General features: G+C 62.7%; 14 protein-coding genes. 2 read left to right on the plus strand and 12 right to left on the minus strand.

The window, feature by feature from the left end; translation table 11 throughout:
* Positions 1-7: 7 nt before the first annotated feature.
* The 8 genes from CEW89_RS05940 to CEW89_RS05975 form a co-directional block, all read right to left on the minus strand.
* The gene (locus CEW89_RS05940) at positions 8-784 is read right to left on the minus strand and encodes an SDR family NAD(P)-dependent oxidoreductase (RefSeq protein WP_096805266.1); all 777 of its coding nucleotides are present in this window, start codon (positions 782-784) and stop codon (positions 8-10) included.
* An 81-nt stretch (positions 785-865) separates the two neighbouring features.
* Positions 866-1,606 (minus strand): SDR family NAD(P)-dependent oxidoreductase, encoded by a 741-nt coding sequence (locus CEW89_RS05945; protein WP_096805267.1) that lies wholly within the window; start codon positions 1,604-1,606, stop codon positions 866-868.
* Positions 1,603-2,097 carry a VOC family protein gene (locus tag CEW89_RS05950; RefSeq protein WP_198403508.1) on the minus strand — a complete coding sequence of 165 codons (495 nt, stop codon included), beginning with the start codon at positions 2,095-2,097 and terminating at the stop codon, positions 1,603-1,605. Before CEW89_RS05950 ends, CEW89_RS05945 begins: the two co-directional genes overlap by 4 nt.
* Positions 2,098-2,111: 14 nt before the next feature.
* Positions 2,112-2,834, minus strand: coding sequence for an ABC transporter ATP-binding protein (locus CEW89_RS05955; RefSeq protein ID WP_096805268.1), 723 nt, complete (start codon positions 2,832-2,834; stop codon positions 2,112-2,114).
* A complete protein-coding gene (locus CEW89_RS05960) occupies positions 2,834-3,586 on the minus strand; it encodes an ABC transporter ATP-binding protein (protein WP_096805269.1) in 753 nt (250 codons plus the stop codon). The genes CEW89_RS05955 and CEW89_RS05960 overlap by 1 nt, the downstream gene beginning before the upstream one ends.
* Positions 3,583-4,809 carry a branched-chain amino acid ABC transporter permease gene (locus CEW89_RS05965; RefSeq protein WP_096805270.1) on the minus strand — a complete coding sequence of 409 codons (1,227 nt, stop codon included), beginning with the start codon at positions 4,807-4,809 and terminating at the stop codon, positions 3,583-3,585. The genes CEW89_RS05960 and CEW89_RS05965 overlap by 4 nt, the downstream gene beginning before the upstream one ends.
* A gap of 4 nt (positions 4,810-4,813) precedes the next feature.
* On the minus strand, positions 4,814-5,755 hold the full coding sequence (locus CEW89_RS05970; RefSeq protein WP_096805271.1) for a branched-chain amino acid ABC transporter permease: 942 nt from the start codon (positions 5,753-5,755) through the stop codon (positions 4,814-4,816).
* A gap of 97 nt (positions 5,756-5,852) precedes the next feature.
* The gene (locus CEW89_RS05975; protein ID WP_066705882.1) at positions 5,853-7,100 is read right to left on the minus strand and encodes a branched-chain amino acid ABC transporter substrate-binding protein; all 1,248 of its coding nucleotides are present in this window, start codon (positions 7,098-7,100) and stop codon (positions 5,853-5,855) included.
* 229 nt (positions 7,101-7,329) lie between these two features.
* On the opposite strand from CEW89_RS05975, the gene CEW89_RS05980 reads away from it, so the two are divergent.
* Positions 7,330-8,082 carry a FadR/GntR family transcriptional regulator gene (locus CEW89_RS05980; RefSeq protein ID WP_066705881.1) on the plus strand — a complete coding sequence of 251 codons (753 nt, stop codon included), beginning with the start codon at positions 7,330-7,332 and terminating at the stop codon, positions 8,080-8,082.
* Positions 8,083-8,432: 350 nt separating this feature from the next.
* Here the strand turns inward: CEW89_RS05980 and CEW89_RS05985 are convergent, their stop codons facing one another.
* From CEW89_RS05985 to CEW89_RS06000, 4 genes are read right to left on the minus strand one after another with little or no spacing between them, the layout of a single operon-like run.
* Positions 8,433-9,062, minus strand: coding sequence for a 3-oxoacid CoA-transferase subunit B (locus CEW89_RS05985; RefSeq protein WP_096805272.1), 630 nt, complete (start codon positions 9,060-9,062; stop codon positions 8,433-8,435).
* A complete protein-coding gene (locus CEW89_RS05990) occupies positions 9,062-9,766 on the minus strand; it encodes a CoA transferase subunit A (protein WP_096805273.1) in 705 nt (234 codons plus the stop codon). Before CEW89_RS05990 ends, CEW89_RS05985 begins: the two co-directional genes overlap by 1 nt.
* A complete protein-coding gene (locus tag CEW89_RS05995; protein WP_096805274.1) occupies positions 9,763-11,082 on the minus strand; it encodes an RNA polymerase factor sigma-54 in 1,320 nt (439 codons plus the stop codon). The genes CEW89_RS05990 and CEW89_RS05995 overlap by 4 nt, the downstream gene beginning before the upstream one ends.
* Positions 11,083-11,115: 33 nt before the next feature.
* Positions 11,116-12,429, minus strand: coding sequence for a CobW family GTP-binding protein (locus CEW89_RS06000; RefSeq protein WP_096807145.1), 1,314 nt, complete (start codon positions 12,427-12,429; stop codon positions 11,116-11,118).
* A gap of 452 nt (positions 12,430-12,881) precedes the next feature.
* Between CEW89_RS06000 and CEW89_RS06005 the strand changes: the two genes are divergently transcribed.
* Positions 12,882-14,870, plus strand: a complete 1,989-nt coding sequence (locus CEW89_RS06005) for a sigma-54-dependent Fis family transcriptional regulator (RefSeq protein ID WP_096805275.1) — start codon at positions 12,882-12,884, stop codon at positions 14,868-14,870.
* The last annotated feature ends 46 nt before the right edge of the window (positions 14,871-14,916 follow it).

Raw genomic sequence — 14,916 nt, forward strand, 5'->3', positions numbered from 1 at the left:
ATGTCCTTTACAAATAGCTGTAGGAGGACCAGCCACCATCGGCGACCAGCGTCTGGCCGGTCACATAGGCGGAGGCGTCCGAAGCGAGAAACAGGGAAGCGGAAGCGATTTCCTCGGGCGTACCGAGACGCCCCGCGGGCACCCGCGCGTTGAGCGCGTCAAGGTCCAGACGGCCTTGCGCAGCAAGATTTTCGGTCAGTGCGGTGCGCACATAGCCGGGCGCGATGGCGTTGACGCGGATGTTGCGGTCGGCCCATTCGATGGCCAGAACCTTGGTGAGCGCCACAACCCCCGCCTTGGCGGCGCAATAGGCGGCACGTTCCGGCGCCGCGACGACGCCATACATCGAGGCGGTGTTGACGATGCTGCCGCCGCCTTGTTCGGCCATGACGCGTCCGGCGGCCTGAGCCACGAAAAACGCACCGTTGAGATTGATGTCGATGCCCCGACGCCACGTCGCCTCGTCCAATTCAAGAGACGGCGCATTGCCGGAAATGCCTGCATTGTTCATCACCACATCGAGCCGCCCGCCAAAGGCCACTGCCGCCTCACAGGCCGCTTCCACCGCCGCAGGATCGGTGATCGAGCCCGCAAGGGCGGTGACCTGTCCGGGGTGATCCGCGTTCAACGCATCCGCCGCCGCCCGCACGCCGTCCTCATCCAGATCGAAAAGGACGGTCTTGGCGCCCGCGCCCACGAAAGCGCGCGCCATGGCAAGGCCGAGGCCCGAAGCGGCACCTGTCACAAGCGCGGTGCGTCCAGCGAAATCGAACGTGGTGGTCATGATAATTCTCCTCCGGTCCCGGAAACGCCCTCCTCGGGTCGCCGGGTTGAAAACAGTTAAATGTCTGCGCGTTGCGCTGGCTCAGCTCATGTAGAGCCCGCCGTTGACGTGAAGGGTCTCGCCGTTCACAAAACTTGCTGCCTCGCTGCACAGGAAGGCGATGACACTGGCAATCTCGGACGCCTGTCCGGTCCGCCCCATCGGCGTATGGCGCAGCGTGTCGTCGCCCCGTGTCGCGATCAACTCGCGCGTCATCGGCGTGTCGATCACACCGGGCGCCACGACATTGACCCGCGTTTTCGGCGCCAATTCATTGGCGAGCGCGCGGGTCATGGCGCTAATGGCGCCTTTCGACGCGCCGTAATGCGCGTTGGTCTTGGCGCCACGGTGAGCGGCGAGCGAGCTGAGGTTGACGATGGACGATCCGGCTTTCAAATGGTCGACCGAGCGGCGGGTGAGGTAGAAGACGCCATCGAGATTGATGGACAGGGTGCGGCGCCATTGATCGTCGGTCATCTCGGCGAAAGGCTCCGCCATATAGATGCCGGCGGAGGGCACGAGAAAGTCGATGCCGCCGAGTTTGGCCGCGACTGCGACGATCCGGTCGGCGTCATCGGGATTGGCGGCGTCCACGGCGAGCGTTTCAATCGTGCCGCCTTTTGGAGAGGTCAGCGTGGCGGCAAAGTCCGCCAGCGCGGCACCATCGAGATCGGCCAGCACCAGATTGGCGCCTGCCGCGTGGAACAGCTCGGCCACGGCGCGACCGATGCCGCCATTGGCCCCCGTGAGAACAAGCGTGCGGTTGGTGAAATCGAACATCATGCCGACACCTCCGCAAGGTCCGCGCGATACGCGGTGACGTCGGCATATTCGACGATCTCTACGATATGCCCCTCCGGGTCACGCAGGAAGGCGAGGAAGGTGCCGGGGCGCACCTCGACCGGCTCATCGCCCGTCATCAAAGTGCCGCCCGCCGCGACCACGCGGGCCACAACGGCGCGCAGATCGTCGACGATGAAGGTCAGGTACATCGCTTCGTGGCGGTCCAAAATGTGGTCCGTTTGCTCAGGGCGCTCGGCCGGGGCGATCTCGGGCGCGAGCAATTTGATCCGCTCGCCCCAAGGCGTTTGCAGCCGCACGACACGGTAGGCGCCTCGGCTCAGCGCCGCGACATTCGCTTTTTCGGCGGGGACGGTCACATCGGCGGCAATCGTGAAGCCGAAGGCCTGTTGATAAAACTCAAGCATCCCGGGCAGATCACGCACGGTCAGCCCCATTTCCATCGGTGCGGTCATGTTCATCGCAGATGTCATCACGCGTTCCTCCCTTACACCGCGAGCCATTCGTCGGTGATCTCCGGCTTGGCGTTCAATTCCTCGGGCGTGCCTTCGAACACGATCTGGCCGTGGCCCATGACACAGACCCGATGCGAGACCTGCATGGCGATGGTGAGTTTTTGCTCGACCAACACCACGGAGACGCCGTGTTTGTTGATGTCTTCGATCACCTCGCCGACGACCGTCACGATCTTGGGCGCGAGGCCTTCGGTCGGCTCGTCGATCAGCATCACAAGCGGGTTGCCCAGAAGCGAGCGGCACATGGTGAGCATTTGTTGCTCGCCGCCCGAGAGGCTTCCGGCACGGGTGTTGCGGCGTTCCTTGAGGCGCGGGAAATAGGTGAACATCTGATCGACGTCCCATTTCGGCGCGCCCTCCGGCCCGTTTTGGCGACCCATTTCGAGGTTCTCATCGACGCTGAGGTTCAAAAAAATCTCGCGCTCTTCCGGCACGTAACCGATGCCCCGCCGACAGATCGCAAAGCTGCGCTGTCCGGCCAGATCGACACCATCGAGACGCACGTGGCCCTCAGACGGCGGCACCAGCCCCATGATGGATTTCATCGTGGTCGAGCGCCCGGAGCCGTTGCGGCCCAGAAGGCTCACGACCTCGCCGCGCGCCACATCAAAGGTGACGCCGTGCAGGATATGGCTTTTGCCGTAATGGGCGTGCAGCCCCTCGACGGACAGAATGGTGTCGTTCACGTTGTCCATCACGCCGCCTCCTCGCCCAGATAGGCTTCTTTCACACGGGCATTGCCGCGAATTTCTTCGGGCGTGCCGGTGGCGATGATCTCGCCGTAGACCAGCACGCTGATGCGATGCGCCAGAGAGAAGACAACGCTCATATCGTGTTCGACGATCAAAAGCGTGCGGCCTTCGGTGATCTCGCGGATCAGGCCGGCGGTGTAATCGGTTTCCTCATGCGACATGCCCGCCATGGGTTCATCGAGCAAAATCACCTGCGGATCGGAAGCCAGCGTCATGCCGATCTCAAGCGAGCGTTGCTCGGAATACGACAGCTGGCTGGCGAGCGTCTGCGCGCGGTCCGTCAGGCGGATTTTGGTCAGAAGGTCATCGACCTCCTCATTGACCAGCCGCAGTCGCGCGGCCGAACGCCAGAATACGAATTGCAGGTTGTGCTTGCGCATGACCGCAAGACGCAGGTTCTCGAAGACCGTCACACCGGGGAAGATGTTGGTGATCTGGAACGAGCGCGCCAGACCGCGACGGTTGACCTCCGCCGGTTTCAGCCCGGCGATGTTCTTGCCGTTCAAAAGGATCTTGCCCTCGGAGGGCGCGAACTGGCCGGAGCAGAGGTGGAACAGTGTCGATTTGCCCGCCCCGTTCGGCCCGATCACCGCATGGCGTTCGCCGGGGATCACATCGAGATTGGCATCCCGGATGATATGGGCCTCGCCAAAGGACTTGTGAACATGTTGCAAAGACAGAATTGGATCGCTCATGCCTGTGCCTCCTTGCGCGCCGCGACGCGGCGGTTGACCATGGTGACCAAAGCGATGCCGATGCCGAAGAGACCGAGGCCAAAGGCCCAGGGCAGAACGGAGAGCGGCGCCCAGTCATAAGAGAAAAGCGCGATGTCGGGCCAGTTGCCGTCGGTGACACCCGCGCGATATTCCGGCGACAGCACGCGTTGCAGGAACTCGATCAGGAAGACGGCGCCGAAAGCGGCAATCGCGAGGCTCACAAGGCGCGCCAGCAAGGTGCTGAGCGTGCGGGCCAGGCCTTCGCCGCTGGGGTTGCGGATGCGTTCGACCAGCTCGCCCACGAGACCGCGCGGCAGGAACATCATGACGAGCACGAAGATGATGCCTTGGTACAAAAGCCAGACACGGGTCAGATCGGAGGTGACATGGCCGAAGAAGGTCATCACCGCACCACCGATCGCCGGGCCGAGGAAGACGCGCACACCGCCGATGAAGCTGTTAAGCACCACGGCCGTGGAGATGTGGGATTCGAGCACGACGTAGTTCGCGGCTTCGATGTTCATCGACTGAAGCGCGCCTGCGATGCCCGCGAACATGGCGGAGACAGCAAAGATCAACGTGCCAAGCGCATGGGTGTTGTAACCCAGAAAGCGCAGACGGTGCGCGTTTTCACGCAGGCCCAGAGCCAGACGCCCAAGCGGGGTTTTGCTGAAGAGAAAGAGCAAACCGATGCACAGAAGCGTCCAAACGAGCGTCAGGAAATAGACGTCATTGAGCGACCCGAAACCGATACCCCAAGCGGGCATACGGAAAGAGGACACGCCCGCCTCGCCGCCAAAGACGGTTTTGAGGTGCGGCGCCAAAGCGTGCAGCAACTCGGCCAGCGCCAGCGTGATCATGGCGAAGTAGACGCCCGTCCGCTTGGTGGAAAAATAGCCCGCCAGAAGCCCGCTCACGAGGCCCGTCGCGCCACCGACCAGCGGCAAAAGCGGCGTCGGCAAAAGCCCTTCGCCCCCAAAGGCGTTCATCGCATGGACGGCGGCAAAGGCGCCGACACCGAAGTAAGCGGCATGGCCAAAGCTCAGCATCCCAGCCTGCCCGCACAACAGACCAAAGGCCATGGCGAACAGAGCGGAGATCAGCATCTGCACGGCGGCGTTGAGCATGGAGCCGGAGACCAGCCACGGCAGGGCGATCAGCACGGCAACCGTGACCAAAAGAAGTAGAGGTGCGTATTTCATAGTCTTATTCCTTCTCGCCCATCAGCCCGGAGGGGCGCAGCACCAGCACCAGAAGCATGATGAAGAACGGCAGGGTGGCGGCGAGGCTGGACATGCGCATGGTCAAAAGCCCGCCGATCTCCTCGGCCCAACCGCCCATGCCGATGAGGATCAGAATATCCGCGATACGGAAATCGCTGCCGACCGCGAGCGAGTTGGTGATGCCGATCAACAAAGATGCCGCCATCGCGCCGCCCATGGAGCCAAGCCCGCCGACCACGACGACCACGAAGACCATGACACCAAGCTCCAGAGCCATGTTGGGATTGGTGGTGTAGAAGGCGCCAGCGACAGCGCCCGCAAGACCCGCCAGAGCCGCACCGATGCCAAAGACGCCCATGAAGACCATGGGAACGTTATGGCCCAGCGCCTCGACCATCTGCGGACGGTAAATGGCGGAGCGCACGACGATGCCCACACGGGTTTTCGTCAGCAAAAGATAGATCGCGATGAACATGACGACGGCGATGCCGCCCATGAACAGGCGATAGAACGGATAGTCGATGCCCGACAAAGAGAAGGCCGCAAAGTTCAGCTCGGCAGGCACACGGTAGTCCACCGCGAATTTGCCGTAGACCATCTTGATCATCTCGGCGATCACCACCGACAGACCGAAGGTCACAAGCAATTCATGCGCATGGCCGTGTTCGTGCACGTGGCGCAGGATAAAGCGCTCGACCAGAATTCCGACCCCCATCACAAGGATCGGCGCCAGAATGATCGCCAGCCAAAACCCGGTCAGGGGCTGAAGCGTGTAGGCGAAATAGGCGCCCAGCATGTAAAAGGATGCGTGGGCAAAGTTCAAAACCCCCATCATCCCGAAGATGAGCGTCAAACCGGCGGAAACCATGAAGAGCAAAAGCCCGTAAATGGTGCCGTTGAGCAAAGCGAAGAGTATCTGGTCCACCCTGACCTCCGTAGGCATCGGTATAGCTGTGCCATGGCCGGGGCGCGCTGGCCCCGATCACAACATGCGTTTCGTGTGTCGTGGAATGTCCGGAGCGTCAGCCCGGACGCTTCATTTTGCAGCTGTCCTGCACCGGCTGTTCGGCGTCTTCGGCTGCAATCACCTTGATCGGCACAAAGCCGAATTCGGTGTCATCGGATTTGTATTTCGCGTCGCGGCTGACTTCCTGAACGATCATCGACTGAACGATCTGGTGATCTTCCGCACGGATATAAACCGGCCCCATCGGGGTTTCGACACGCGCATTCTCCAGCGCCACGGCCAGATCGGCGGCGTTCAGCCCGTCTTCCGTCGGTTCAACCGATTTCAGCGCTTCTCCCAGAAGCATCATGCCGAACACGGCGGTCGGTTCAACATAGCTCGGATAATGCCCGGTGAAAGCTTTGTAATCCTCCATGAACACGGCGCTTTCCTCCGGATTGACCTCCGGATTGAACGTCGTCGAAAGGAAATGCCCCTCCGCCACGGCGCCCGCATTGCCGATATTGCCCGGCTGGTCGAGGAAGGCCGTGCCGAACCGCACGTCCAGCCCTGCCCCGCTTGTCGCCTTCATCAGCAAAAGCAGGTCATTCGACCAGTTTCCGGTGATAACCGTATCGGCATCAGCGGCCTGGATGCGTTGCACATAGGGCGAGAAGTCCTGGATTTTATTGACGTCGTGCAGCGTCGTTTCCACCACTTCGACGCCGAGGCGCCCGGCGGCTTCAACGGTGTTGTCCTGAACATCAATACCCCAGGAATAGTTCTGGTTCATCGCGTAGATACGTTCGCCCAGAACCCCCGCTTCCTGCATGCCGTCCATGATCGTGTTGACACGGATCGCGGCATTCGGCGTGGTGCGGAAATGGTAGTAATGACACTTGGCGCCGGTCAATTCCATCGCCTCGCCACCGAGGTTCACATAGAGCACCTCATTGCCGGCGTTGCGCAGGTTGTATTTGCGCACGTCTTCAGTCACCTGACCGGCCACAGCCGAGGACGAGCCCTGAAGAATAATGTCCGCGCCCTCGGAAATCGCCGCGCGCACCCGGTCGGCGGCGCCCACCGGACCGCCCTGGTTGTCGAATTCGAGCAGCTCGATCGGCGCCCCACCGAACCCGCCCGCCTCGTTGATTTTGCTGAGCTGGTATTTCACAGCATCGCGGTAGAGCAAACCGGTCGAGGCCTGCGGACCCGACAGGGTCTCCACAAGGGCGATCTTCAAAGGCTCGGCCTGTGCGGCCGTGGCCGCCCCCAAGACGAGCGCCATGGCCGCCGTTCCGCGTGCGAATTTCTGGAATCCCATACTGTCCTCCCTGACATATCTGATGCGAAGAGATCCTCCACCCCTTCGGCTTTTCATGTGATGACACAAAATGGTCTTACCAGTCAACAACCTAACTGACCAATTTTTCAAAACGAAAAAAACTGGGTAAAAAATCAAAATTCACAAATTATAATATTGAATTTATATGATAATTTTTTCTTTAACCTGTCAGACCAGTGATATATCATGACGGGGTAAAGGGGAAAAAATGTCCGTATCCAGTCAAATCACATCAGATCAATCGCGCAATGGTACAGGGTCCCGCAACGGGCATCTGCCCGACGAGATCGCACAGGACCTGAGCGCAAAAATTGCCTCGGGTGCCTTGTCTGTCGGGGATCGGCTTCCCTCCGAACGCGACCTTTGCACGCAATATGCGGTCAGCCGCGCCGTGGTGCGCGAAGCTCTGTCGCAACTCAAATCCGACGGTCTGGTCGCGGCGCGTGCGGGCAGCGGCGTCTACGTGACCCAACGCGATTCGACCAATGCATTCCGCTTTCAGAACTTTTCCGTCTCCGATCTGAGCCGGCTCGAAGAGGCGATGGAACTGCTCGTCACCATCGAAGTTGCCGCCACGCGCATCGCCGCGAAACGCCGCACGCCCGAGGATTTGAAAAGGATCAAACGGGCATTGATTGGCATGGAATATGCCATCGCCAGCGACCGGCTGGGCGACGAAGAGGACTATCAGTTCCACCAGGCCATCGTCGAAGCCACGCACAACCAGCATTTCATTTCTCTGTGCCAGCATCTCGAGGCCAGCGCGCGCAACATCATTCGTCAGGCCCGGAGCAACACAAGAACCAATCACGCCGAGCTTCTGGATGCGGTGCAGGATGAGCACAAGGCCATCTTCAAAGCGCTCGAAGACGGCGACGAGGAGGCCGCGGCGGAGGCTGCCGCGCGCCATCTTCGCAACGCCTCCCAGCGCATCCGCATCTATCTCGCGTCGTCATTCTGACCGGAGAGCCTGTCGCTGACAGACGCATCCGGGCACGTCCCGGTCTCGACCTCTGATGCCGTACAAGGACCGTTCGACAAGAGTGGTCGCGCGGTTTTGCCGAAGTGTCTCATTTGGAAAGGTTGCCGGTGAGGCCGCGATCCTGATGAAAGGCGGCCTCAGCCCAGTTTACGACAAGCCGCTTTGCAGGAACGGAAACGATCCGCGACACCTCTGGCAATGCAAAGCCGACAGAAGAGACCCGTTCTCGATTGCCCCCCTTCCCGGACCGCCAAACGTCCTGTGCCCGCAGTCGAGAGCACAGGCATCCGTTATCGTATTGTCCGCATCCCTTCAGACCGATGTCGGATTTACCCGACGATTTTCGCCTCGGTCGCGGCGCGCAGCTCTGCCTCAGACACGCCTTCGGCCAGTTCGACGATCTTCAACCCGCCCTCGACCACATCCAGCACGCCGAGATTGGTGATCACCCGATCCACCACGCCCTGACCGGTGAGCGGCAGGGTGCATTGGTGCAGAAGTTTGCTCTCGCCGTGTTTGTTGGTGTGATCCATCACCACCACCACACGGCCCACGCCCGCCACGAGATCCATCGCGCCGCCCATGCCTTTGACCAGCTTGCCGGGGATCATCCAGTTCGCCAGATCGCCCTTCTCGTCGACCTCCATCGCCCCCAAAATTGCCATGGCGATCTTGCCGCCCCGGATCATACCGAAGGAAAACGAGCTGTCGAAATAGGCGGTGTTGGGCAGTTCCGTGATGGTCTGCTTGCCGGCGTTAATCAGGTCCGGGTCCTCGTCGCCCTCATAGGGAAACGGGCCCATGCCGAGCATGCCGTTCTCCGACTGAAGCGTCACGGTGACGCCTTCGGGGATGAAATTCGGCACCAGTGTAGGGATGCCGATCCCGAGGTTTACATAGGTGCCGTCCTGAAGCTCCTGCGCCGCGCGCGCGGCCATTTGATTGCGGTCCCACATGATTATGCCCCCGCTCTCTGCCGTGTGGTGCGCTGTTCAATACGCTTTTCATGCGTGCCCTGAACCAGACGATGCACATAAACCCCCGGCAGGTGGATGCAATCCGGATCGAGCGAGCCGGTCGGTACGATCTCCTCGACCTCCATGATGCAGATCTTGCCGCACATCGCCGCCGGCGGGTTGAAATTGCGCGCGGTCTTGCGGAACACGGCATTGCCCGTCTCGTCCGCCTTCCACGCCTTCACGATGGAAATATCGGCGAAAATCCCCTCTTCGAGGATATAGGTCTCGCCATTGAAGTCCTTGTGCTCTTTCCCCTCGGCGATCACCGTGCCCACACCCGTCTTGGTGTAAAACCCCGGAATGCCCGCCCCGCCGGCGCGCATGCGTTCGGCCAAAGTGCCCTGCGGATTGAACTCCAATTCCAGCTCGCCCGAGAGGTATTGGCGCATGAATTCGGCGTTTTCGCCCACGTAAGACGACATCATTTTCCGGATCTGGCGGGTCTCCAGCAGCTTGCCGAGCCCGAACCCGTCGACGCCCGCATTGTTCGAAGCCACGGTCAGATCCTTGACGCCGCTCTCGACGATGGCGTCGATCAAAAGCTCGGGAATGCCACACAGCCCGAACCCGCCCGCAGCGATCAGCATGCCGTCCGTCAAAAGCCCGTCAAGGGCATCGGGGGCACTTGCATATGTCTTGTTCACTCTTCTCTCCCTTTTGAAGTCAGTCTTTGGGCCGCCCCGGGGAACCCGGCCATGCGGCGCCGGTTCGACACCGTGCGGCGCGACACGCGCAGGCCCGCCTCCGCCAGACGGGTGGCGAGTTCCTGATCGGTCAGCGGCTTGTCCGGGCGTTCCGCCGCGATCAACCCGGCGATGCGGGCCGAGATCGCTTCGGCGGGAACATGCGAGCCATCCCGGTGCCCTGCCCCGCCGCGGGCGAAAAAGGCGCGCAGAGGCATCATGCCCCGCGGCGTCTGGATCAAGAGCCCGTTGCGCACCCGGTTGATCGTCGTTTCATGCACCCCGAGGTTTGCGGCCACATCCGCACAGTTCAGGGGGTTGAGATACGCGGGCCCCTGTTCGAGGGCCTCGTACTGGACGCCGAGCACATGGGCTGCGACATCCAGCACGAGGCTGTTGCGACGCGACACCGTCCGCTCCAGCCAGCGGGCCTCTTTCAGCGCCGCGCGATGTTCGGCTCCCGCAACCGGGGTCACTGCGATGCGCGGCGCGCTGGCTGCGTTCAGTTCGACATGCCATTGTCCCAACTCATCGCGTTCGGCGATCAGATCCGGCGCCCGGCGCAGCTCCGGCGCGTCGTCGAAATGCGCCCCCGGTTTCGGGTCGAGCCGCCGCAACCGTGTCACCAGCGCGGCCAATTCTTCGGCATCAACCTCGCAGCGGGCGAGCAGCGCGGCGGTGTCGCCCTTGGCCAGAAGCGGCAGGGCGTCAAGCAGGCGCGCCATCGGCGGCGTCAGATCGCCCGCCTCTTCGAGTTGCAAGCGCAGGCATTCCGAGAGAGAGCGGGCAAACAGGCCCGCGGGTTCGACCTCATACAGACGGGTGAGCACCGCCTCGGCCTCTGCTGCCGGACACCCGGCCTGTCGCGCAATGTCTTCGAGCGGCGCACCGAGCCAGCCGCTGGGTTCCAGATGCTCCAGAAAGACCATCGCGATCTCCCGCGCCCGCGTGTCGCGAAAGATCAGGCCGATTTGCCGTGCCACATGCGCATGTAAGCCGTCGGCATGCGCCCGCAGCGTCTCGATCTCATCGCCGCTGCCGAGAAACGCCGGGCGCCACGGGCCGGGCACGCTCCGGCGCTCCGCCCCGGCAGGCTCGGGGGCGGCGCTGTCCGCATCGCCCTGTGGCAGGGTGAGCGTCAGACAGGGGTTCTCCGCCGCCTCTTCAATCAGCAGCCCGGCCAGTTCGGCATGATCCATCTGCAACAGCCCGATGGCGCGCTGCATCACCTGTGTGAGGCGCTGAGACGTGCTCTGGTGCAGATGAAGCCCGGTCATCTTGCAGCTCCTTTGCTGTGGCCCGGCTGCGGCTCAGCCATGACGCCCGCCCTCGCGCAGGAAACGCGGCTGGATGAGGAAGGCCTCCGAGGTCAGGCCCTCCTGCGGGGTGAAGGGCGCGCGTTCCAACAGCCAGTTGCGGGTGGGCAGACCCGGCGTCGCGGCGGAGCGACGTAGCGCTTCGCGATCTCCGGGCAGATGGGCCAGACGATCGCGAATGGTGGCTTCGTCCTGTTCGCTGAGGTTTTCACCGATGATCACCAAACGCCCGATGCCATCGGCCAGCGGACCGCTGGAGGGCCAGGCGCCGAGCTTGACCGGCGCATAGGCGACATCCTCAACACATTGCAGCGCCATCGGCACATCGAGCCCCGGCAGCGCCACGAGACCTTTCACCCGGAGCAGCTTTCCGGCGTATTTCGACAGGATTTCGCCCAGAACCACCGAAAGACCGCGCCATCTCGGTGCCGTGTCGAAGCGGACGACAAAACTGCGCACCTGACCGGAGTGCAACCCTGTCGGGGCATGCCCCTGTCCATGGCTCAGCCCAAAGCCCTGCCCGAAACCCTGTGTCGGCAGAGGCGCGTGCCCCCCGCCCGCCAGCAGGGCAGTCTTGTCGGGCGTCAACGCCGGTCCCAGCCAGTCATCGAGGCTCAGCGGCGCATCTTCCACGGCATAGAGACCGCTGGAAAACAAATCCGCCGGAGCACATGCCCCGTGGTCGAGGACCACATGCGGTGCCGTCGGGTTCAACGCGTTCAGCGTCCGGATCATGGCCTCCTGTTCGACCCGTCCGGCCAAATCGCATTTCGACAGCAACAGACGGTCGGCCATGGCAATCTGCGCCGTGGCTTCGCGGTGCCGGACAAGCTGATCGCGGATGCGGGTGGCATCGACCACGGTCAGCACCCCGTCGCAGCGAAAACGGGCCGAGACCTGACGGTCCTCCATCAACGCCCGGACCACCGGGCTGGGATCGGCCAGTCCCGTGGTCTCGATCACCACACGCTGCACGGGGGCGATCTCGCGCCGGGCCATTTGCCCGTGCAGGCGCATCAGAGCCGCGATCAGATCGCCCTGCACGGTACAGCACAGACAGCCGCTGTCGAGAATCACCAAGGCATCATCGATTCGCTCCACGAGGTGGTGATCTATGCCGATATCGCCCAATTCGTTGATGAACACCGCCACATCGGCCATATCCGACCGGGTCACCAGCCGGTTCAGCATCGTGGTTTTTCCCGCGCCCAGAAACCCGGTCAGGATCGTGACCGGGATGCGCCCGCCCGCCCCCTGCGCGAGGGCGCGTGCGAGGGGATGTGTGACCGTTTCCGTCTTCGTTTTCATCATGTCCTCCCTGTTCCTGCCCAAGGAGAAGCAGGTTTCTTACCGTGCCTTCCCTTGCCTCCTCACTCAAGGCGTTAGCGCAAGGCGGCGTGGCAGATCTTCCGCGTGCCCGACCGCCGGGCGTTCGAAATCCGGACACCCGGCGGTCGGGCACGCGTCGCCCCGGCAGAGCGGGACAAGCCGTCACGCGGTCCCTCCGACCGGCGCTTTCCGCAACGGGATCTGCCCTTGCAGATCACACCGCAGTCGCCCCGGCCGCCATGCCGTCACAGTTTCGAAACCGCCAGGTTTTTGGGCAAACTGTTTGGCCTGCCGGAAAATAATGCTAGGCTTCCGGCCTGATCATGTCGTGCCCACCAAACGGGCAGCGATCGCGGCCACGGTTCCGGGGAGGGAACCGCCGTGACGGTGCGGAGCAGAAACCGCCGACAGAATATGGGAGGAGACACCGAATGCCTGTCACGGCTTTGCGGCAAAGATTTTCGCAACCCGAAAACGAGCGTCAGGTTCAGTCCACATGGGAAAAGTTCCTGTCCGGACAAGACTGCGGCTCGGATGCCGTGCGACGGCTCATCGACGATTCCTGGAGGCGCTGCCATGGCGCGGTCGACCCCGGGCGCGGCAGTGCTCCGCCCCCGGCACAAGGCGATGCGCTTTACGATCTTCTGACCGACAGCAAGGATCTTGTGCGGGCCAGCAGCAAGGTCATCGCCTCCGCGCGGGACTTCCTGTTCGAAACCGGCACGGTGATGGTGCTGACGGATGCGTCCGGCATGGTGCTCAGCGTCGAGGGGGATGGCAACCTGCGCGATGGCCGCGAGGCGATCAATCTGATGCCCGGCGCGAACTGGAGCGAAGACACCTGCGGCACCAATGCCATCGGCACGGCGATTGAAATCGGACAACCGATCCAGATCCATTCCTATGAACACTATTGCTCCGGCATCCAGAACTGGTCCTGCTCTGCCAGCGTGATCCGCGACCCGGTGAGCGGCGGCATTGTCGGGGCTCTGGACATTTCCGGGCTGAGTGGAAGCTACAGCCGTCACAGCCTGTCCCTGGCGATCACCGCAGCGGGACGGATTGAAAACCGGCTGGCCCAGCGGGAAATGGATCTGCGTTACCGGTTGCTCGATCACTGTCTCGACCGGATGCAGCAGGCCGACCGGGACGGAATCATTCTGTTCGACCGCTCCGGCGTTCCGATCAAGACCAACGAACGCGCTGCGGCGGTGATGACGGAATGGGCCAAGAGCCGGGCCGCGAGCGACCCCGTGCTGCGGGATGTCACGATGCCCTGGCGCAATGGCCGGATTTCACCGGAGAACCTGCCGCACTGGGTGGATCGTGACTGGATCAAGCCGATCGAGATCGACGGCGAGCGGCTGGGCTCGGTGCTGGTGCTGCCGGATCGCTCGGCGGTGGTGCGGCGCACGCCCAAACGGGAGACCGCCCCGATCGGCGAGACGGGCACGGCAAATGCCTTTGCCCGGTTGAGCGGGTCGGCCCCGGCCTATCGCGACGCCCTGCAGCGGGCCTCCCTTCTGGCCAAAAGCCCGGCACCGGTTCTGCTGCTCGGCGAAACCGGGGTCGGCAAGGATGCCTTTGCCCAGGCGCTGCACGAAAGCGGACCGCAGGCCAGAGGGCCGTTCGTGGCGGTCAACTGCGGCGGCTTCTCGCGCGAGCTTCTCACGAGCGAATTGTTCGGCTATGCCGAAGGCGCCTTTACCGGCGCGCGGCGCGGCGGCATGAAGGGCAAAATCGAAGCGGCCGACGGCGGCACGCTGTTCCTCGACGAAATCGGTGAGATGCCGCTCGATCTGCAACCGCATCTGTTGCGGGTTCTGGAAAGCGGCGAAGTCTACCGGCTTGGCGAAAACACCCCGCGCAAGGTCAAGCTGCGCCTGCTCTCGGCCACCAACCGCGACCTGAAATCGGACGCCGCCGAAGGCCGGTTCCGCATGGATCTGTTCTACCGGATTGCCGTCACATCGCTGCGCCTGCCCGCGCTCCGCGAACGTCTGACGGATCTGCCGGACCTGTCGGAACATCTCCTGAGCCAGATCGCGAAACGGTACGAGACGACGCCCCCTGGCATTGCCCCGGCCCTCTATGAGCACTTCGCCGACTATGACTGGCCGGGCAATATTCGCGAGCTGCGCAATGTGCTCGAAGGCATGTTCCTCGAAAGCGGTGGCGGCGACTTAACCCCCGATCATCTGCCGTTCGACTGGTCGGTCCCGGCGCGAGGCCCTGCGTCCGAAACGGAAGGGCTGACCCCGCTGCAACAGGCCGAACGCAAAGCCATCGTCGCCGCCATCGAGCGCCACCGCGGCAATCTGACCTCGGTGGCCCGCGAACTCGGCATCGCCAAGAGCACATTGTATATCCGTCTGGACAAACTGGACCTGAAGGACACGCTTGAGCGGTTGCGGCCCTGACCGCGCCCCTCCCTGTCCCGCTCCAGCGGTCTCCAAAAACGCAAAA

The sequence above is a fragment of the Celeribacter ethanolicus genome (assembly GCF_002407265.1).
Lineage (GTDB): Bacteria > Pseudomonadota > Alphaproteobacteria > Rhodobacterales > Rhodobacteraceae > Celeribacter > Celeribacter ethanolicus.